Source organism: Streptomyces fractus (genome assembly GCF_049844455.1).
Classification (GTDB): Bacteria; Actinomycetota; Actinomycetes; order Streptomycetales; family Streptomycetaceae; genus Streptomyces; species Streptomyces fractus.
The window spans coordinates 5,310,069-5,328,841 of sequence record NZ_JBMYHI010000002.1 but is presented as its reverse complement, the minus strand read 5'-3'; the positions used below and the strand labels follow the sequence as shown (position 1 = coordinate 5,328,841).

Here is an 18,773-nt window from a genome sequence, read left to right as displayed (position 1 = left end):
GGCTGTTCAGCGCGCACCCCCGGGTGCCTGGACTTCGGGTCTGGGATCGCTTCTCGGGTGGTCACCGCCGTGGATCTGGTCGACGGCGTGGGTCAGCAGCGGCCCGAGGACGGCCAGTCCGTCCTTCACGCCCCCGCTGGAACCCGGCAGGTTCACGATCAGTGTGCGCCCGGCGACCCCCGCGAGGCCACGCGAGAGCGCCGCCGTGGGCACTTTCTCCCGGCCGTACGCGCGGATCGCCTCGGGGATGCCCGGCACCTCGCGGTCGAGGACACGGGCCGTCGCCTCGGGAGTGCGGTCGGTGGGCGAGATGCCGGTGCCGCCGGTGGTGATCACGACGTCGTACGCCGCCTCGACCGCGGCCCGCAGGGCGGCCTCCACGGGGTCGCCGTCCGGCACCACCTGGGGGCCCTCGACGGCGAAGCCCAGCTTTCTTAGGCCCTCGGCGATCAGGGGGCCGCCCTTGTCCTCGTAGACCCCGGCGGCGGCCCGGTTGGAGGCCGTGACGACGAGGGCGCGGTAGTCGCTCATGCGCGGTCCTCCCTGTTCCAGACGCCGGACTTGCCGCCGGTCTTCTCCTCGACGCGGACGTCCGAGATGACGGCCCCCTTGTCGACCGCCTTGACCATGTCGACGACGGTGAGCGCGGCGACCGAGACCGCCGTGAGCGCCTCCATCTCGACGCCCGTGCGGTCCGTGGTCTTCACGGTGGCGAGGATCTCCACCGCGTCGTCCGCCACGGACAGGTCGAGCTTCACTCCGGACACGGCCAGCGGGTGGCAGAGCGGGATCAGGTCAGGGGTGCGCTTGGCGCCCATGATTCCCGCGATGCGCGCGGTGGCGAGCGCGTCCCCCTTGGGCACGCCCTCGCCGCGCAGCAGCTCCACCACGCGCGGCGAGACGAGGACGCGGCCGCTGGCGCGGGCGGTGCGCGCGGTGACGTCCTTCTCCGATACGTCGACCATGCGGGCGGCGCCCGCTTCGTCGATGTGCGTGAGCCGGTCGGTCTGGTCCTGCTGATTCTGCGAAGTGCTCATGGTGCTGTGGCGCTCCCGATCCGAGCCGTGCGCGGTGCGGCGCGCCGGACGATTTGTGCGCGACACGCTATCGCGAGCCTCCGACAGTGGGCCCTGTCAGCCCAGCAGGACCACGTCCACCTCAGTGCCCGGCTCCACCGACGTCGTGCCCTCGGGCACCACGATCAGCGAGTTCGCCTGGGCGAGCGCCGCGATGAGGTGGGAGCCGGCGCCGCCGACGGGCGCGACCTCGCCGGCCTCGGCGTCGTACACGCCGCGCAGGAACTGGCGGCGGCCCGACGGCGAGTTCAGCGCCTTGTCGGCGGTGATGGTCGCGCGGGCCTTCGGGCGGTGCACGGCGTTCTCGGGCAGGCCCATCAGGGCGCGGATCGCGGGGCGTACGAACAGTTCGAAGGAGACGTACGACGACACGGGGTTGCCCGGCAGCGCGAGGAGCGGGGTGTGGTCGGGGCCGATGGAGCCGAAGCCCTGCGGCTTGCCGGGCTGCATGGCGAGCTTGCGGAACTCGACGCCGCTGCCGGCCGCGATGCCCGTCGCCTCTTCCGGGTCGTCCGGGTCGTCCGGGACGCCGATGCCGCTCAGGGCCTCCTTGACGACGTCGTACGCGCCGACGCTGACGCCGCCCGTCGTCACGATGAGGTCGGCGCGGATCAGTTGGTCCTCGATGGTGGAGCGGAGCGTCTCCGCGTCGTCGGAGACCGCGCCCACCCGGTAGGCGATGGCTCCGGCGTCGCGGGCGGCGGCGGTGAGGGCGAAGCTGTTGGAGTCGTAGATCTGGCCGGGCGCCAACTGCTCGCCGGGCTGGACGAGTTCGGTACCGGTGGAGACGACGACCACGCGCGGGCGCGGGCACACGCGTACGGTGCCGCGGCCGATGGCGGCGAGCAGGGCGATCTGCGGCGGGCCGAGGACAGTGCCGACGGTGAGCGCCCGGTCGCCCGCCTGTACGTCGCTGCCCTGCGCGCGTACGTGTGCGCGTGCCTCGGCGGGCCGGTGCACGCGGACCTCTCCTGAGGCGCCCTCAGGGGCGGCGCTGTGGGCGGTCATCGTGGTGACGGGGCCCGCGCCGAGCCCTCCGTCGGTCCACTCCACGGGGACCACGGCCTCGGCGCCGGGCGGCAGCGGGGCGCCGGTCATGATGCGGGCGGCCTCGCCGGGTCCGACGGTGGGCTGTTCGGCCTGGCCCGCGGCGACGTCGCCGATCACCGTGAGCACGGCGGGGAACTCCTCGCTCGCGCCCGCGATGTCCGCGACGCGCACCGCGTAGCCGTCCATCGAGCTGTTGTCGAACGGCGGCAGCGACAGCGGGACCGTCACCTCTTCGACGAGCACACAGCCCTGTGCGTCGAGGAGTTGGAGCTCGATGGGGTCGAGCGCTTCGACGGCGGCGAGGATGTCCTCCAGATGCTCGTCCACCGACCAGATCTGCGCCCGGTCCGTCGTGGCACTGAAACTGTTCACTGCTGCTCCCCTGCTCCTCGTGCCGGTGTGCCGGATCTTCGGCGTACACCGGTGTTCCTACCACGGGCGATATGTGACGCCCCGGAGGCGGTGTGCCGTACCGGGGCACAGGTCCGGCCGGGGAGCGGGGTGTCAGATCTCCTCGGCGACGTAGCCGCGCAGCCAGGCGCGGAACTCCGGGCCCAGGTCCTCACGTTCGCACGCGAGGCGGACGATGGCCTTGAGGTAGTCGCCGCGGTCGCCGGTGTCGTAGCGGCGGCCCTTGAAGACGACGCCGTGCACGGGGCCGCCGACCTTCTCGTCGGCGGCGAGCTGCTGGAGCGCGTCGGTGAGCTGGATCTCGCCGCCGCGGCCGGGCTCGGTCTTGCGCAGTATGTCGAAGACGGCGGGGTCGAGTACGTAGCGGCCGATGATCGCGTAGTTGGAGGGGGCGTCGGCCGGATCCGGCTTCTCCACCAGGTCGGTGACCTTCACGACGGCGCCGTCCTCCGTGGCCTGGACCGCGGCGCATCCGTAGAGGTGGATCTGGGAGGGCTCCACCTCCATGAGCGCGATGACGCTGCCGCCGTGCTCCTCCTGAACCTCCACCATCTTCTGGAGCAACGGGTCGCGGGGGTCGATCAGGTCGTCGCCGAGCAGCACCGCGAACGGCTCGTCGCCCACGTGGGGGGCGGCGCACAGGACCGCGTGGCCGAGGCCCCTGGGGTCGCCCTGGCGCACGTAGTGGATGGTGGCGAGGTCGTTGGACTCCTGGACCTTGGCGAGTCGGTTCGCGTCGCCCTTCTTCTGAAGGGCCGCCTCCAGCTCGTGGTTGCGGTCGAAGTGGTCCTCCAGGGGGCGCTTGTTGCGGCCTGTGATCATCAGTACGTCGCCGAGCCCCGCCGACGCGGCCTCCTCGACCACGTACTGGATCGCCGGCTTGTCGACGACCGGGAGCATCTCCTTGGGAGTCGCCTTCGTGGCGGGCAGGAACCGGGTGCCGAGGCCCGCGGCGGGGATGACAGCCTTGGTGATCCTGGTGTGCGCGTCAGTCATGCGGGTCACCATATCCGGCTGCTATGGGCGGAATCTGTGGGTCCGCTTTGTAGGCACATATATGCGTTGAATAGGAGAGGTTTGTGACCCCGCTATGAGTCCGCACACCAATGAGCCCGCAGATGACCCGCGCGGCGCCCACCCTGACAAGCGTTCATTGCGCAGGGAGTTCCTCCGGGTGAGGAACGCGTTGACGGAGGATGACGTACGGGAGACGGAGCTGGCCGTGGCCCGGCGGGCTCTCGAACTGGACGAGTTGGCGAAGGCCCGCACTGTGGCGGCGTACGTCTCCGTGGGGGGCGAGCCGGGGACGGGCGCGCTCCTCGACGCCCTACGCGCGCGCGGGACGCGCGTACTGCTGCCCGCGCTGCTGCCCGACAACGACCTGGACTGGGGCGCGTACGACGGGGCGGCTTCGCTCACCACGGTGCGGCACCCGGGAAAGATGGCCCTGTTGGAGCCCGGCGGCGAACGGCTGGGCCCCGACGCCGTCCTGGAGGCGGACGCTGTGCTGCTGCCGGGGCTCGCCGTGGACGCGCGCGGGATGCGGCTCGGCCGCGGCGGCGGCTCGTACGACCGGGTGCTCGCGCGCCTGGAGGCGGCCGGTGCGCGGCCCGCGCTGGTCGTACTGCTCCACGACAGCGAGGTCGTCGCGCACCTCCCCCAAGAGGCGCACGACAAGGCCGTGGACGCGGTGGTGACGCCCTCGGGCGTGCGGCGCTTCTGACCCCGGCACCGCACATGCGAAGGGGCCTCCACGCGCGCGTGGAGGCCCCTTTCGGTGTCGACCCGGCTACGGCTTCAGGACCAGCGAGTCCTCTGTGCTGTCGTCGACGGCCTTCTTGGAGAAGTGCCACGGCAGCAGGTCACCGTTGATCCACTTCTCGGTCTGGTCCGTGTAGTGGTCGCTGAAGGTGTGCCCCGATGCGCCCGTGAGGTTGATCCACTTGGACTTGTCGAGGTCCGCCATGTTGACCACCATCCGCATGGACGGCACCCAGTCGACCCCGTAGCCGCCCGCGGCGTTCCAGCCGGTCGCGTTCACGGCCGCCTCTCCGCCGCCCATCTTCCAGGGACCGCGGTTGAGCACGTACTGGAGCCAGCCGGGGCCCTCGCTGCCGAGGGTCTGGTTCTTCAGCTCCAGCTTGTGCAGCCGGCCCCAGCTCCAGGTGTCGATGTCCTTGCCGAGCTTGGCCGTGAGGTCCCAGCGGGCGTCCTCCATGGCGCGCCTGAACAGCTGGTCACGGGTCTTGGTGGGGTCGTCCGTGCGGCTGCCCGGCGTCTTCCACCAGTCGTTCTTCGGATCCTTGATGATCTTGCGAACGACCTCGAACCAGCGGTCGCCGCCGTCCGGCTGCGCCGAGTGCGTGTCCCGCTCGCCGCACTCGCGGACCTTGCGGTCCTCGTCCGCGGGACCCGTCTTGTCGACCGGCTCGACGCTCAGGCACTGGCCCTCGACCCGCAGCTCCTTGGGCAGCTTGTTGCCGAAGGCGAGCTTCAGGATGTTGCGCCACACGGAGTTGAAGTAGGCCGCGGCCGCCGAGTCCGGGTTCTGGGTGTAGTCCCAGTTGTCCAGGAGCTGCTGCGCCTCGCGGACGTCCGGGTCCTTGATGTCGATCTTCTGCAGGTACGGCACGAGCAGCTTGGCGATCTCGCTGCTGTTGTCCATCTGCATGGTGCGCATGTCGTCGGTGGAGATCTTGCCGCCGTCCTTGATCTTCGACTCGATCAGGTCGGTGATGCGCTGGCTACGGGTGCCGTATCCCCAGTCCTTGGTCAGCGTGTACGGGTAGCTGTCGTCGACCACGGCCTGGTTGGCGGTCACGATGTAGCCGCGCTTCGGGTTGAACTCGTAGGGCAGCTCGTCCTGCTTGATGTAGCCGGTCCAGCGGTACTTGGAGTCCCAGCCGGGGGACGGCAGCGAACCGTCGCCCTCGCCGCGGATCGGGATCCGGCCCGGCAGCTGGTAGCCGATGTTGCCCTCGGTGTCGGCGTAGGTGAGGTTCTGCGAGGGCACCTGGAAGTCGGCGGAGGCCTTGCGGAACTCGGACCAGTTCGACGCCTTGTCGAGCTTGAAGACGGCGTCCATGGTGTTGCCCGGCTGCAGCGCGGTCCAGCGCAGCGCGATGCCGTAGCCGTCGCCGCGGTCGGGCGCCGCCGCGTCCACGCCGGCCTTCTTGCCGACCTTCACGAGTTCGGAGTCGCGGTCGGACAGCAGCGGCCCGTTGCCGGTCTCCCGCACCGTGATCGTCTTCGATTCACCGCCGGCGACCTTGATGGTCTCCTTGCGGGTCTTGAACGGCACCGTCCTGTCGTCCACCAGGTAGCCGTCGCCGCTGAACTTCTCCAGGTAGAGGTCGGTGACGTCGACGCCCGAGTTGGTGAAGCCCCAGGAGATGTTCTGGTTGTGACCGATGACCACGCCCGGCATGCCGGCGAAGGTGTAACCCGAGGTGTCGTACTGACACTTGCTGGAGACGCTCGTGCAGTGCAGGCCCATCTGGTACCAGACGGACGGCAGTTGCGGCGCCAGGTGCGGGTCGTTGGCGAGCAGCGGCTTGCCGGTGATGGTGTGGTCGCCCGAGACCACCCACGAGTTGGAGCCGATGCCGCTGCCGTTGGGTCCGAGGCCCGCGGAGTCGGGGATGCCGTCCAGGACCTTGGAGAGGCCGCCGAGCTGGCTCTGGAGGCTGCTGGGGGCCTGTGCGTCGCCCGTCAGGCCGGTGCCCGCCGCCCCGGCCGACTGGGTGCCCGTACCGCCGCCTGAGGACGCGTCGAACGACTTCGTGGCGCTGTTGTACCCGCCCTCCTGCACGATCGGCTTGTGCCGCGAGTACGGGTAGTCGGGGTACAGATCGGCGATCTGCTTCGGGCCGAGCCGGCTCGTCATCAGCGAGCGGTCGATCTCCTCCTGCATATTGCCGCGCAGGTCCCAAGCCATCGCCTTGAGCCAGGCCACCGAGTCCACCGGCGACCACTTCTGCGGCTTGTAGTCGTTCTCGAAGCCGAGCGCGACGTACTCCGCGGAGATGTCCTTGCCGCTCTTGCCGCCCAGGTAGGAGTTGACCCCCTTGGAGTACGCCTGGAGGTACTTCTTGGTCGTGGGCGACAGCTTGGTGTCGTACTCCTTCTGCGCGACCCGGCGCCAGCCCATGGTGCGCAGGAACTCGTCGGTCTTGACCTGGCCCTTGCCGAACATCTCGGAGAGCCGACCGGAGGTCGTATGGCGCCGCACGTCCATCTCGTAGAACCGGTCCTGCGCCTGCACGTAGCCCTGCGCCATGAACAGGTCGTGATCCGTGGACGCGTAGATCTGCGGGATCCCGTAGCTGTCCCGCTTGACCTGGACCGGCCCGTCGAGCCCGTCGAGTTGGATGGACCCCGTCGTCTGCGGCATGGAGGCGCGGACGCTGTCGACGCTCCAGTAGGCGCCGAATCCGATGCCCGCGAGAACGGCCAACACGAGGACGATCACGATCAGTCGGGCTCGGCGCCCCTTCTTCTTACCGGGCGGGCGGCCGGCAGAGGCGTTCGTAGTGGAGGGCATCGCGGTCCTTGCTGTCCTTCGCTAACCGGGCGGGGCGAGAGCAACCTTACGAGCAGTGCGGTGTGGCTCCGGACGCGGAGTCGGGAAGCAGGGTTCCACGGAGAACGGCGTGACGTATCCGGCGTCAAGAAAGCGTTAACGATTAGGTAAGGTAACGAAGTAACTTCCCCGTCGCAGTGTCCCTCTTGGAAGGAACAGCCCCTGACTGTCCACCAGCTCAACCAGCTCCTGCTCGTCGGCGCACTCGTGCTGCTGGTGGCGGTCGCCGCCGTGCGCCTCTCCTCCCGCAGCGGACTGCCGAGCCTCCTGCTCTACCTCGGCATCGGCGTCGTCATGGGCCAGGACGGGCTGGGCCACATCGCCTTCAGCGACGTCGAACTGACGCAGGTCATCGGCTACGCGGCGCTCGTCGTGATCCTCGCCGAGGGCGGTCTGGGCACGAAGTGGAAGCAGGTCAGACCCGCTCTCCCGGCCGCCGCCGCCCTGTCGCTCGTGGGCGTCGCGGTGAGCGTGGGCGTGACGGCCGCCGGAGCGCACTACCTGGTGGGCCTCGAATGGCGACAGGCACTCATCATCGGCGCGGTGGTCTCCTCCACGGACGCGGCGGCGGTCTTCTCCGTTCTGCGCAGGGTGCCGCTCCCCGCGCGCGTGACCGGCGTCCTGGAGGCGGAGTCCGGCTTCAACGACGCCCCTGTCGTCATCCTTGTCGTCGCGTTCTCCGCATCGGGCCCCATCGAGCACTGGTACGTCCTCGTCGGCGAGATCGCCCTGGAGCTCGCGATCGGCGCCGCCATCGGGCTCGCGGTCGGCTGGCTCGGCTCCTTCGGCCTGCGGCACGTGGCCCTGCCCGCCTCCGGCCTCTACCCGATCGCCGTCCTGGCCATCGCCACGTGCGCGTACGCCGCGGGCGCCATGGCCCACGGCAGCGGATTCCTCGCCGTCTACCTGGCCGCGATGGTGATGGGCAACGCCAAGCTGCCGCACTGGCCGGCCACCCGCGGCTTCGCCGAAGGACTCGGCTGGATCGCACAGATCGGCATGTTCGTCCTGCTCGGCCTGCTCGTCACCCCGCACGAGCTGGCCGACGACATCGCGCCCGCGCTCCTCATCGGCCTGGTCCTCACGATGGTCGCGCGCCCCCTGTCGGTCGTCGTGAGCCTGGTGCCCTTCCGCATACCGTGGGCGGAGAAGGCCCTCATGTCGTGGGCCGGGCTGCGCGGCGCCGTGCCCATCATCCTGGCGACGATCCCGATGGTCACGGGCGTCACCGACAGCCAGCGGATCTTCAACATCGTCTTCGTCCTGGTCGTCGTCTACACCCTCATCCAGGGCCCCACGCTGCCGTGGCTCGCCGAGAAGCTGCGCCTGGGCAGCTCCTCCGACGCCGCCGACCTCGGCATCGAATCGGCGCCCCTGGAGCGGCTGCGCGGGCACCTGCTGTCCGTCTCCATCCCGGAGGGCTCGCGGATGCACGGCGTGGAGGTCGGCGAACTGCGGCTGCCCAAGGGCGCCGCCGTCACGCTCGTCGTCCGCGACGGCACCTCCTCCGTGCCCGCCCCGACCACCGTGCTCCGCCGCGGCGACGAACTCCTGGTGGTCGCCACGGACCCGGTGCGGGACGCCGCGGAGGCGCGCCTGCGGGCCGTCGCCCTCGGCGGCAAGCTGGCCGGCTGGCTGGGCACGGCGAGCCCGGAAGCCCGTTAGCATGGACGCACAGACCACGTACGACCGACTCTGCCTGACGTAGAGCCGGCGCGACCGCAAAGCGGCCGCGGTCCCCTTGCGGCACTGTGCTTCACAGCGCCTGCCTGCTTGGCCCAGGGCCTCTCCTGGCGCGGACCGTAGGTATCACTCGGTTCCCGGCGCATGAGGACGGCTCTCGGCGCGACGCCTTCTCGACCAGAAGGCGGCCGCGCTACCAGGCGGCAGAAAGGCAAGGCCGTGCCACAGAAGGACACGGTCACCGAACCCGGCAACCAGCGGGCCGAGCGCCCCGGCTACGGGCAGCTCCTGCGCACCCGTGGGGCCTGGACGTTCCTGCTCCCCGGCTTCGCGGCGCGCCAGCCGTTCGCGATGCTCACGATCTCCATCGTGCTGCTCGTGCAGCACACCACCGGCTCGTACGGCACCGCCGGCGCGGTCTCCGCGACGACCGGTGTCGCCATGGCGCTCTTCGCGCCCTACAGCGGCAAGCTGGCCGACCGCTTCGGGCAGCGTGCCGTGCTGCTGCCCGGCGTGCTCGTGCACTCCGCGGCCGGACTCACGCTCACCGTGCTCGCGCTGTCCGGGGCGCCCACCTGGGCACTGTTCCTGGCTGCCGTACCGACGGGTGCCTCGACCCCGCAGATCGGGCCCATGGTCCGCTCCCGCTGGGGCGTGAAGCTGCACGGTTCGCCGCTGATGCAGACGGCCGCCGCCTTCGAGTCGGTCACCGACGAGTTCACGTTCGTGCTCGGCCCGCTGTTCGCGACGGCCCTGTGCACCGGCATCGACCCGGCCGCGGGCCTGATCACCGAGGCGGCGCTCACGCTCGTCGGCGGCCTCCTGTTCGCCGCCCAGAAGGGCACCCAGCCGCCCGTGGCGGTCCTGGACGAGCACGCGCGCGTGCGGCACACCTCCGCGCTCCGCGTCCCCGGTGTGCGCGTCCTGATCGTGACGTTCCTCGGCATCGGCTCCGTCTTCGGCGGCATGCAGGTCTCGCTCGCCGCCTACACCGAGTCGATCGGCGAGCCCGGCCTCAACGGCGTCCTCTACGGGATCTTCGCCGCGGGCAACATGCTCTCGGGCCTGGTCTGCGGCGCCATCGCGTGGAAGGTCTCCCCGCGGCGCCGGCTCCTCGTCGGCTACACGGCGCTCGCCGTCATGGCCTCGGGGCTGTGGGCGGCCCAGTCCGTGGTGCTGCTCGCCGGGCTCGGCCTGCTGGTCGGCGTGTGCATCGCGCCGTCCCTGATCACGGGCTACACGCTGGTCGAGAAGATCGCCCCGGTGGGCTCCCGCACCGAGGCCTTCACCTGGCTGACCGGAGCGGTCGCACTCGGCCAGGCGGCCGCCGTGTCGGTGTCCGGACAACTGGAGGACCGCCTCTGGGACGGCGCCGGATTCCTCGTCCCGATGGGCGGCACGGTGCTCGCCCTGGTGGTCATGTTTCTGCTGCGCTCGCGGCTCGCTCCGCCCTCGGCGGGGCGGACCGTGGCACGTGGTGTGGGTCACCGCGAGCCCGTGGCAGTGGACTGATCCCGCGGAATAGGTCACTATGGATCGTCGTTAGCACTCAACGAGTGAGAGTGCCAGGAGGAAGACACAGTGCCGACTTACCAGTACCAGTGCACCGAGTGCGGCGAGGGCCTCGAGGCGGTGCAGAAGTTCACCGACGATGCCCTGACCGAGTGCCCCAGCTGCAACGGCCGCCTCAAGAAGGTGTTCTCGGCCGTCGGCATCGTCTTCAAGGGCTCCGGCTTCTACCGCAACGACAGCCGCGGCTCCTCGTCGAGCAGCAGCCCGGGTTCGTCCTCGAAGTCGTCGACCGGCTCTGAGTCGAAGTCGTCCGACTCGAAGCCGTCCTCCGACTCGAAGCCGTCGACGTCGACCTCTTCGAGCTCGTCCAGCTCCTCGAGTTCGTCCAGCTCCTCGAGCTCTTCGACGTCCTCCGCCGCGTAAGCACGCCGCGAATTCTTACGAGACCCTGTCGTCCTCGGACGACAGGGTCTTCGGCGTCCCCGGTGTGACTACTGTCTGCCCCATGGCGACCAACGTGCACGCAAGCGCCGCCGAGATCGGCGTGATCGGCGGCTCCGGCTTCTACTCCTTCCTCGACGACGTGACGGAGATCAGCGTCGACACTCCCTACGGACCGCCGAGCGACTCGCTCTTCCTCGGTGAACTGGCGGGACGCCGGGTCGCCTTCCTCCCCCGGCACGGCCGCGGCCACCATCTGCCGCCGCACCGCATCAACTACCGCGCCAACCTCTGGGCGTTGCGCTCCGTGGGGGTGCGCCAGGTCCTCGGCCCGTGCGCGGTGGGCGGCCTCAGGCCCGAGTACGGGCCGGGGACACTGCTCGTGCCGGACCAGTTCGTGGACCGTACGAAGGCGCGGGCGCAGACCTACTTCGACGGGCAGCCGCTCCCGGACGGGACCGTGCCGAACGTCGTGCACGTCTCGCCCGCCGACCCCTACTGCCCCGCGGGGCGCAGGGTCGCGGTGAAGGCGGCGCGCGGCAAGGGCTGGGAGCCGGTGGACGGCGGGACGCTCGTCGTCGTCGAGGGGCCGCGGTTCTCCACCCGCGCCGAGTCCCGGTGGCATGCCGCCATGGGCTGGTCGGTGGTCGGGATGACCGGGCACCCCGAGGCGATGCTCGCCCGTGAACTTGAGCTCTGCTACACGTCGTTGACCCTCGTCACGGATCTGGACGCGGGCGCGGAGAGCGGCGAGGGCGTCTCGCACGACGAGGTGCTCCAGGTGTTCGCGGCCAACGTGGACCGGCTGCGGACGGTGCTGTTCGACGCGGTGGCGGGGCTGCCTGCGGACACGGAGCGGGACTGCCCGTGCGGCTCGGCGCTGGGCGGGATGGACCCGGGGTTCCGGCTGCCGTAACCCTGAACCCCCCTTGCGGGTGAGGGAGTTGTCCACAACCGCTCGGTAGTGCACGGGCTCCGGCGGGATGCGGCGCGGAGGCGGATCGTGTTCGGCGAGACGGGCGCGGTGTCCGTCCGACCCGACCGAGCCCCAGGCGGTGGCGACCGTGTCCGCATCCGTACCTGTCCCGTACCAGCTCAGCATTCCCCCGACGTCCGAGGTGCCGTCCTTCCCTCCCGTGCACGTACGCGGCACGCGGTGGCGGCCGGGGCGTGCGGGCGGGCGCCGGCACCGGCCGGCCGTGGCGGCGGGGCTCGTCCTGACCGCGGCGGCGCTGGCGGCCGCGGTGCCCTCGTCCGGGGCGGGAGGCGGGCCCGAGCCGGCGCACGCGGGGGCGGGGCCGGGTGGGCGGGCCGCCGCGTCCGCCGTGACGGTGTCGGCGCCGGTGCGGATCGCGGACGCGGGGGCGGTGCGGCTGCTGCGGCCGGGCGACCGGGTCGACGTGGTGGCGGCGCGGGCGGACGGTGGGGCGGGGGTGCGGGTGCTCGCGTCCGGCGCGCGCGTGACGTCCGTTCCGAAGCCGGGGCCAACTCTCGGTCAAGGCGGCGAAGTCGGCGAAACCTCGGCGGTGGGCGGGGCGTTGGTGGTGCTGACGGTGGAGCGCGCGACCGCGGCGCGACTCGCGGGCGCCGGAGCCGCCTCTAGGTTGGCGGTGACGGTGTGGTGACGTATATCTCCTCAAGTCCCCCGATCGAGCTACCGAATTGGACAGGTCTGACCCGAACTGTCGTAGGTTGCGGAAGCGTTTGCTCCACTACCTGGACATGTGAAGAGAGGCCTTCTGGTGAGCGAGAACAACGGACCGAGCCTGTGGGAAGGCTTCAAGGCCTTCCTCATGCGGGGCAATGTGATCGACCTCGCGGTCGCCGTGGTCATCGGCGCCGCATTCACCAACATCGTGAACGCGGTGGTGGAAGGGGTCATCAACCCGATCGTCGGCGCGTTCGGCACGCAGGACCTGAACAAGTACGCGTACTGCCTTCAGAGCCCGTGCAAGGTGGTGGACGGCGAGCCCGTCGGCATCGAGATCATGTGGGGCACGGTCCTCAGTGCCGCCATCAGCTTCCTCATCACGGCCGCCGTCGTGTACTTCCTGATGGTGCTGCCGATGGCCAAGTACCTCGCGCGGCAGGCCGCGAAGAAGGCCGAGAGGGAGGGCACTCAGGAGGTCATGGAGGTCTCCGAGCTGGAGGTGCTCAAGGAGATCCGCGACGCGCTCGTGGCGCAGCGCGGCTCGGGGCACACCGAGTCCTAGCGGGGCTCGCCGCGGCCCTTCAGATGTGGTGGGGCGGCTTCTCGTCGAGGAAGCGGGCCAGGTCGGCGGCGCTGCTGTCGCCGGCTGTCGGCCGCTCGCCCCAGCCGTGGTCCGTGTCGTCGGAGGACTGCGCCGTCAGCGGGTCGTCGAAGATCAGCGCGGCCTTGGGGTCGCGCTTCTTGGGCTCGGGCTTCTTGGCGTCGTGCCGCTCGGGGTCGTGCTGTTCGGGGTCGTGCTGTTCGGGGGCGGGGCTGCTCATGGCTCCAGGGTACGTCGCCGGGGACGCCGGGCCCCGGTGTGCCGGGTCAGACGGCGGTGAGGCCGTGGGACTCGAAGATCGCCTTGGCGGAGGCGACCTGCTCGGGGGTGGGCGAGGGGGTGTCGTGCAGCGTGAAGGTCTTACCGAGCGCCTCCCATTTCGCCTCGCCGAGCTTGTGGAAAGGCAGCACGTCGACCCGGGAGACGTTGCCGAGGGAGCCCGCGAAGGCGGCGACGCCCTCGATGTTGGCGGGGTCGTCGGTCAGGCCGGGGACCAGCACGAAGCGCACCCACACGTTCTTGCCGAGGTCGGCGAGGCGGTGCGCGAAGTCGAGGGTGGGCTGAAGCGGGCGCCCAGTGACGTGCTTGTAGGTGGCGCGGTCCCAGGACTTGATGTCGAGCAGCACCAGGTCCACGTCGCGCAGCAGGGCATCGGTGGCACGTACGCCGAGGAAGCCCGAGGTGTCGAGGGCGGTGTGCAGGCCCAGCTCGTGCTTGAAGCGGTGCAGCAGCTCACCGGCGAAGACGGGCTGGAGCAGCGGTTCGCCGCCGCTGATGGTGACGCCGCCCCCGGCGGCCTCGATGAACCGGGTGTACTTGGCGGCTTCGGCGACGATGTCGTCGGCCGAGGTCCGCTTGCCGTTGCGCATCTTCCAGGTGTCGGGGTTGTGGCAGTACAGGCAGGTCAGCGGGCAGCCGGAGAGGAACGTCACGAACCGTGTGCCCGGCCCGTCGACGCCGGTCGACAGGTCCCAGGAGTGCACCGAGCCCTCGATGGGGCGGCGCGTCGCGGCGGCGGCCGGGGTGGCGGCGTCGTTCGCGGTGAGGTTCTGGGTGAGCAGCACGGTCATGGCGTTCCTCCTCGTGTTCCTGGGGCTGTCTCGTTCGGGAGGAGCGACTCAGAGGGAGCCGTGGAAGGTGCGGTTGATGACGTCCAGCTGCTGCTCGCGCGTCAGGCGGACGAAGTTCACCGCGTACCCGGAGACCCGGATGGTCAGCTGCGGGTAGTTCTCCGGGTGCTCCATGGCGTCCTCGAGGGTCGCCTTGTCGAGGACGTTGACGTTCATGTGGAAGCCGTCGCTGGCCGTGAAGCCGTCGAGCACGCCGGACAGGTTGCCGATCCGCTCGCCGGGGGTACGGCCGAGGGCGTCCGGGGTGATCGTGTTGGTCAGCGAGATGCCGTCCTCGGCGTCGTCGTAGGGCAGCTTCGCGACCGACAGGGCGGAGGCGATGTAGCCGTGCTCGTCGCGCCCGTTCATCGGGTTGGCGCCGGGGGCGAACGGGGTGCCGGAGCGGCGGCCGTCCGGGGTGTTGCCGGTCTTCTTGCCGTAGACGACGTTCGAGGTGATCGTCAGCACCGACTGGGTGTGCACGGCGTTCCGGTAGGTGGGGTGCTTGCGGACCTTCTCCATGAAGCCGTGGACGATGCGCTGGGCGATCTCGTCGGCGCGGTCGTCGTTGTTGCCGTACGCGGGGTAGTCGCCCTCGATCTGGTAGTCGACGGCGAGGCCGGTCTCGTCGCGGATGACCTTGACCCTGGCGTGCTTGATCGCCGAGAGGGAGTCCGCGGCGACCGACAGACCCGCGATGCCGCAGGCCATGGTGCGCAGGATCTCCTGGTCGTGCAGGGCCATCTCGATGCGCTCGTAGGCGTACTTGTCGTGCATGTAGTGGATGACGTTGAGCGCGTGGACGTAGGTCCTGGCCAGCCAGTCGAGCATCGCGTCGTACCGCTCGGCGACGGCCGCGTAGTCCAGGTACTCGTCGGTGATCGGCTCGAAGCCCTCGACGACGAGCTTGCCGGACTTCTCGTCGCGGCCGCCGTTGATCGCGTAGAGGAGGGCCTTGGCGACGTTCACGCGGGCGCCGAAGAACTGCATCTGCTTGCCGACGGCCATCGCGGAGACGCAGCAGGCGATGGCGGTGTCGTCGCCGTACTTGGGGCGCATCAGTTCGTCGGACTCGAACTGGATGGCCGAGGTGTCGATGGCGACCTGGGAGGCGAAGTCCTTGAAGCCGCGCGGCAGTTCACGCGACCAGAAGACCGTCAGGTTCGGCTCGGGGGCCGGGCCGAGGTTGTAGAGGGTCTGCAGCGCGCGGAACGTGGTGCGCGAGACGAGCGGGCGGCCGTCCTCGCCGATGCCGGCCATCGACCAGGTGACCCAGGTCGGGTCGCCGGAGTAGAGGTCGTTGTACTCGGGGGTGCGCAGGAAGCGGACGATGCGGAGCTTGATGACGAAGTCGTCGATGAACTCCTGGGCCTCGGACTCGGTGATCCGGCCGGCCTCGATGTCGCGCTGGAGGTAGATGTCGAGGAAGTTGTCGATGCGGCCGATCGACATGGCCGCGCCGTTCTGCTCCTTCACGGCGGCGAGGTAGGCGAAGTACAGCCACTGGACGGCCTCGCGGCCGGTGGTGGCCGGGCCCGAGATGTCATAGCCGTACGACATGGCCATGGCCTTGAGCTCGTTCAGCGCCTTGATCTGCTCGGAGATCTCCTCGCGGTCCCGGATGACGTGCTCGGTGGGCCAGTCGGCGCCGAGCTTGTCCTTGTCGGCCTGCTTGGCGGCGATGAGGCGGTCGACGCCGTAGAGGGCGACGCGGCGGTAGTCGCCGATGATGCGGCCGCGGCCATAGGCGTCCGGGAGTCCGGTGATGATGCCGGAGGAGCGGCAGGCGCGTATCTCGGGGGTGTAGGCGTCGAAGACGCCCTCGTTGTGGGTCTTGCGCAGGTGGGTGTAGATCTCCCGGACCTCGGGGTCGGCCTCGTAGCCATAGGCGTTGAGGGCGCCCTCGACCATCCGCCAGCCGCCGTTGGGCATGATCGCGCGCTTGAGCGGGGCGTCGGTCTGGAGGCCCACGATGAGGTCGTTGTGGTTCGCGGGCGTGCCGTCGATGTAGCCGGGCCTGAAGGCGTCGATACGGGACGGGGTCTTCACGTCGACGTCGTGGACGCCGCGCTCGATCTCCGCGGGGAACATACCGAGGAGCTTGTCCCACACGGCAGTTGTGCGCTCGGTCGGTCCCGCGAGGAAGGAGCCGTCACCCTCGTAGGGGGTGTAGTTCCGCTGGACGAAGTCGCGGACGTCGACGGCGTCCCGCCACAGCCCTCCCTTGAAGCCGTCCCAGGCCTCGCCGTGCGTCGTCTTTTCCGCGGGAGTGGCAGTCATCTGCGGCACCTTCCCCATCTCTTCGACCGGTGGGTTGCTACGTGTTCATTGCACTCCTGCGGGGCTCTGCCGCGGGGCGGCAATGGTCCTGAGTTGAGGACCGGAGGGCCCTGTTTCGGGCCGGAATCCGCTGGAACTTCCGGGGTGACCTGGAGTTTTCCTCGGGACTTTCGACCCGTGTCCGCTTGTGAACACATTCACAAGAAATGTGCCGGATTTCCGTGGTACCGGCGGCGGTCGCGCATGCGCGGAGTGCGTGCCGATTCCCCCACGGGACGGTCCGATCTGCTGGGGTGGACGAATGACGTCCACGCCAGACAAGCGCTCCCCGATCCGCCGCATGGTCGAGAGGGGGCGCGACGAGGAACACCGGGCCGCTTCACCGCTGGAGCTGTTCTTCGACCTGTGCTTCGTCGTCGCCGTCGCGCAGGGCGGGGCGGAGCTGGTGCACGCGGTCGCGGAGGGGCACTCGGGCGCAGGCGTGATCGACTACGCGCGCGTCTTCTTCGCGATCTGGTGGGCTTGGATGAACTTCACCTGGTTCGCCTCGGCCTACGACAACGACGACGCGCTCTACCGCGTGATCACACTCGTCCAGATCGCGGGCGTCCTGGTGCTCGCGGCCGGGGTCTCGCAGGCGTTCGCGCACGACAACTACACGGTGGTCTGGCTGGGTTACCTGATCATGCGGGTCGCCATGGCCTCGCACTGGCTGCGGGCCGCCGTCTCCACCGCGGGGGCCGAGCGCCGGGTGGCGCTGCGGTACGCGGGCGGGGTGCTCGCCTGCCAGGTCGGCTGGCTGGTGCTGCTGTTCACGCCCCACGCGGCGCAGGCCTGGGTGTTCCTGGCGATGGCGATCCTGGAGATGTGCGTACCGGTGTACGCGGAGCGGGACCGGCAGACGTCCTGGCACCCGCACCACATCGCCGAGCGCTACGGACTGTTCACGATCATCGTGCTCGGCGAGTCGATCGCCGCGGCGACGGTCGCGGTGAAGTCCGGCATCGAGGAGAACGACGCGCTCGGCGAGCTCCTGCCGATCGCGGCGGGCGGCCTCCTCGTCGTCTTCGCGGCCTGGTGGATCTACTTCGCGGTCCCGATCCACGACCGGCTGCGCAGCAACCGGCAGGCGTTCGTGTGGGGCTACGGCCACTTCTTCATCCTCGCGTCGGCGGCGTCGATCGGCGCGGGCATCGAGGTCGCCGTCGAGCAGGCGGTCGGCGAGGCGCACCTCTCGACGGCCGCGGCCTCCGCCGCCGTGACGGTCCCGTCGGCGGTGTTCCTGCTGCTGGTGTGGGCGCTGCACGCGCGGTACTTCAAGGTGGGGGCCGCGCAGCAACTGGCGTTGCCGGTCAGCGCGTTGCTGGTGCTCGTGTGCACGTTCGCGGGGCACTGGGCGGTGCTCGCGGCGGGGATCGTCGCGGCGCTCACGGTGGTGGTCGGGGTGGCGCTGTCCTCGCGGGCGGCCGAGGCGCGGCCCGCCTGACGGGGCCGCCCGGCCACCCAGGCGGGGGTCAACTCGCGTGGTAGGCATGGGACATGACGCCACGCAACGATGCCCTCACCGATGTCCCCGGCCTGCGCGTCGGACACGCCACCCGGGTCGGGGACGGATTCCTGACCGGTACGACGGTCGTGCTCGCCCCCGAGGGCGGAGCGGTCAGCGCCGTGGACGTGCGCGGCGGTGGCCCCGGCACTCGGGAGACCGACGCCCTCGACCCGCGCAATCTCGTGCAGCGGATCGACGCGGTGGTCCTCACGGGCGGCAGCGCGTTCGGGCTCGACTCGGCGTCCGGGGTGATGGCGTGGCTGGAGGACCAGGGGCGCGGAGTCCCGGCCGGCGCCCGCCCGGGGGAGGTCGTGCCGGTGGTGCCCGCGGCGTGCGTGTTCGACCTCGGGCGGGGCGGCGACTGGCGGGCCCGGCCGGACGCGGCGACGGGCCGCGCCGCGGTCGAGGCCGCCGCCGCGACGGCCCCCGGCTCCCCCGTCCAGGAGGGCAACATCGGCGCGGGCACCGGCGCGCTCGTCGGAAAGCTGCGCGGCGGCATCGGCACCGCGTCCACGGTCCTCGACTCCGGGATCACGGTCGCCGCCCTGGTCGTCGCGAACGCCGCCGGCTCCGCCGTGGACCCGGCCACCGGCGCCCTGTACGGCGAATTCTTCACGAGCCACGGACCGGTGACCTACCCGACACCGGAAACACACGAGGCAGCTCGCAAACGCCTGACGGAGACGACCGGGGCGGGCGGGACGACCGGGGCGGGCGGGACGACCGGGACGACCGGACCTGGACGGATGGCCGGGGCGACCGGGACGACCGGACCGGGACGGATGGCCGGGGAGGGCGGAGCGACCGGACCGGGACGGCTGGCCGGGG

At 70.5% G+C, this 18,773-nt stretch carries 16 protein-coding genes and 1 pseudogene; 9 read left to right on the top strand and 8 right to left on the bottom strand.

Annotated elements, in window-relative coordinates; translation table 11 throughout:
* Window positions 1–6: 6 nt before the first annotated feature.
* The 4 genes from ACP4E5_RS26180 to galU form a co-directional block, all read right to left on the bottom strand.
* Window positions 7–531, bottom strand: coding sequence for a MogA/MoaB family molybdenum cofactor biosynthesis protein (locus ACP4E5_RS26180; RefSeq protein WP_425832706.1), 525 nt, complete (start codon window positions 529–531; stop codon window positions 7–9).
* Window positions 528–1,037, bottom strand: a complete 510-nt coding sequence (gene moaC / locus ACP4E5_RS26175) for a cyclic pyranopterin monophosphate synthase MoaC (RefSeq protein ID WP_425832704.1) — start codon at window positions 1,035–1,037, stop codon at window positions 528–530. Before moaC ends, ACP4E5_RS26180 begins: the two co-directional genes overlap by 4 nt.
* A gap of 96 nt (window positions 1,038–1,133) precedes the next feature.
* The gene (glp, locus tag ACP4E5_RS26170; RefSeq protein ID WP_425832702.1) at window positions 1,134–2,498 is read right to left on the bottom strand and encodes a molybdotransferase-like divisome protein Glp; all 1,365 of its coding nucleotides are present in this window, start codon (window positions 2,496–2,498) and stop codon (window positions 1,134–1,136) included.
* Window positions 2,499–2,630: 132 nt separating this feature from the next.
* Window positions 2,631–3,533 (bottom strand): UTP--glucose-1-phosphate uridylyltransferase GalU, encoded by a 903-nt coding sequence (gene galU / locus ACP4E5_RS26165; RefSeq protein ID WP_425832700.1) that lies wholly within the window; start codon window positions 3,531–3,533, stop codon window positions 2,631–2,633.
* Window positions 3,534–3,627: 94 nt separating this feature from the next.
* Between galU and ACP4E5_RS26160 the strand changes: the two genes are divergently transcribed.
* Window positions 3,628–4,260 (top strand): 5-formyltetrahydrofolate cyclo-ligase, encoded by a 633-nt coding sequence (locus ACP4E5_RS26160; RefSeq protein WP_425832698.1) that lies wholly within the window; start codon window positions 3,628–3,630, stop codon window positions 4,258–4,260.
* Window positions 4,261–4,326: 66 nt separating this feature from the next.
* Here ACP4E5_RS26160 and ACP4E5_RS26155 read toward each other — a convergent pair whose 3' ends face one another.
* A complete protein-coding gene (locus ACP4E5_RS26155) occupies window positions 4,327–7,080 on the bottom strand; it encodes a penicillin acylase family protein (protein ID WP_425832696.1) in 2,754 nt (917 codons plus the stop codon).
* Between the two features lie 201 nt (window positions 7,081–7,281).
* Here ACP4E5_RS26155 and ACP4E5_RS26150 point away from each other — a divergent pair, with 201 nt between their 5' ends.
* From ACP4E5_RS26150 to mscL, 6 genes are all read left to right on the top strand, one after another.
* On the top strand, window positions 7,282–8,784 hold the full coding sequence (locus ACP4E5_RS26150) for a potassium/proton antiporter (RefSeq protein ID WP_425841660.1): 1,503 nt from the start codon (window positions 7,282–7,284) through the stop codon (window positions 8,782–8,784).
* A gap of 237 nt (window positions 8,785–9,021) precedes the next feature.
* Entirely contained in the window at window positions 9,022–10,314 is a 1,293-nt protein-coding gene (locus tag ACP4E5_RS26145) for an MFS transporter (protein WP_425832694.1), read from the top strand.
* A gap of 69 nt (window positions 10,315–10,383) precedes the next feature.
* The gene (locus tag ACP4E5_RS26140) at window positions 10,384–10,737 is read left to right on the top strand and encodes an FmdB family zinc ribbon protein (RefSeq protein WP_425832692.1); all 354 of its coding nucleotides are present in this window, start codon (window positions 10,384–10,386) and stop codon (window positions 10,735–10,737) included.
* Window positions 10,738–10,819: 82 nt separating this feature from the next.
* Window positions 10,820–11,671 carry an S-methyl-5'-thioadenosine phosphorylase gene (locus ACP4E5_RS26135; protein WP_425832690.1) on the top strand — a complete coding sequence of 284 codons (852 nt, stop codon included), beginning with the start codon at window positions 10,820–10,822 and terminating at the stop codon, window positions 11,669–11,671.
* Window positions 11,672–11,819: 148 nt separating this feature from the next.
* Window positions 11,820–12,380: a hypothetical protein gene (locus tag ACP4E5_RS26130; RefSeq protein WP_425832688.1), complete on the top strand. Its 561-nt coding sequence runs from the start codon at window positions 11,820–11,822 to the stop codon at window positions 12,378–12,380.
* A gap of 114 nt (window positions 12,381–12,494) precedes the next feature.
* Window positions 12,495–12,968 carry a large conductance mechanosensitive channel protein MscL gene (gene mscL / locus ACP4E5_RS26125; RefSeq protein ID WP_425841658.1) on the top strand — a complete coding sequence of 158 codons (474 nt, stop codon included), beginning with the start codon at window positions 12,495–12,497 and terminating at the stop codon, window positions 12,966–12,968.
* Window positions 12,969–12,987: 19 nt separating this feature from the next.
* Here mscL and ACP4E5_RS26120 read toward each other — a convergent pair whose 3' ends face one another.
* The 3 genes from ACP4E5_RS26120 to pflB are packed head-to-tail and all read right to left on the bottom strand — an operon-like array spanning window position 12,988 to window position 16,396.
* Entirely contained in the window at window positions 12,988–13,227 is a 240-nt protein-coding gene (locus ACP4E5_RS26120) for a hypothetical protein (protein ID WP_425832686.1), read from the bottom strand.
* A gap of 46 nt (window positions 13,228–13,273) precedes the next feature.
* Complete coding sequence (gene pflA / locus ACP4E5_RS26115; protein ID WP_425832684.1) at window positions 13,274–14,077, bottom strand: pyruvate formate-lyase-activating protein; 804 nt, start codon at window positions 14,075–14,077, stop codon at window positions 13,274–13,276.
* A gap of 48 nt (window positions 14,078–14,125) precedes the next feature.
* Entirely contained in the window at window positions 14,126–16,396 is a 2,271-nt protein-coding gene (gene pflB / locus ACP4E5_RS26110; RefSeq protein WP_425832682.1) for a formate C-acetyltransferase, read from the bottom strand.
* 301 nt (window positions 16,397–16,697) lie between these two features.
* Here pflB and ACP4E5_RS26105 point away from each other — a divergent pair, with 301 nt between their 5' ends.
* Window positions 16,698–17,882, top strand: a complete 1,185-nt coding sequence (locus tag ACP4E5_RS26105; protein ID WP_425832680.1) for a low temperature requirement protein A — start codon at window positions 16,698–16,700, stop codon at window positions 17,880–17,882.
* 53 nt (window positions 17,883–17,935) lie between these two features.
* Window positions 17,936–18,629, top strand: a pseudogene (locus ACP4E5_RS26100) (P1 family peptidase); the annotation flags it as partial.
* Window positions 18,630–18,773 lie beyond the last annotated feature (144 nt).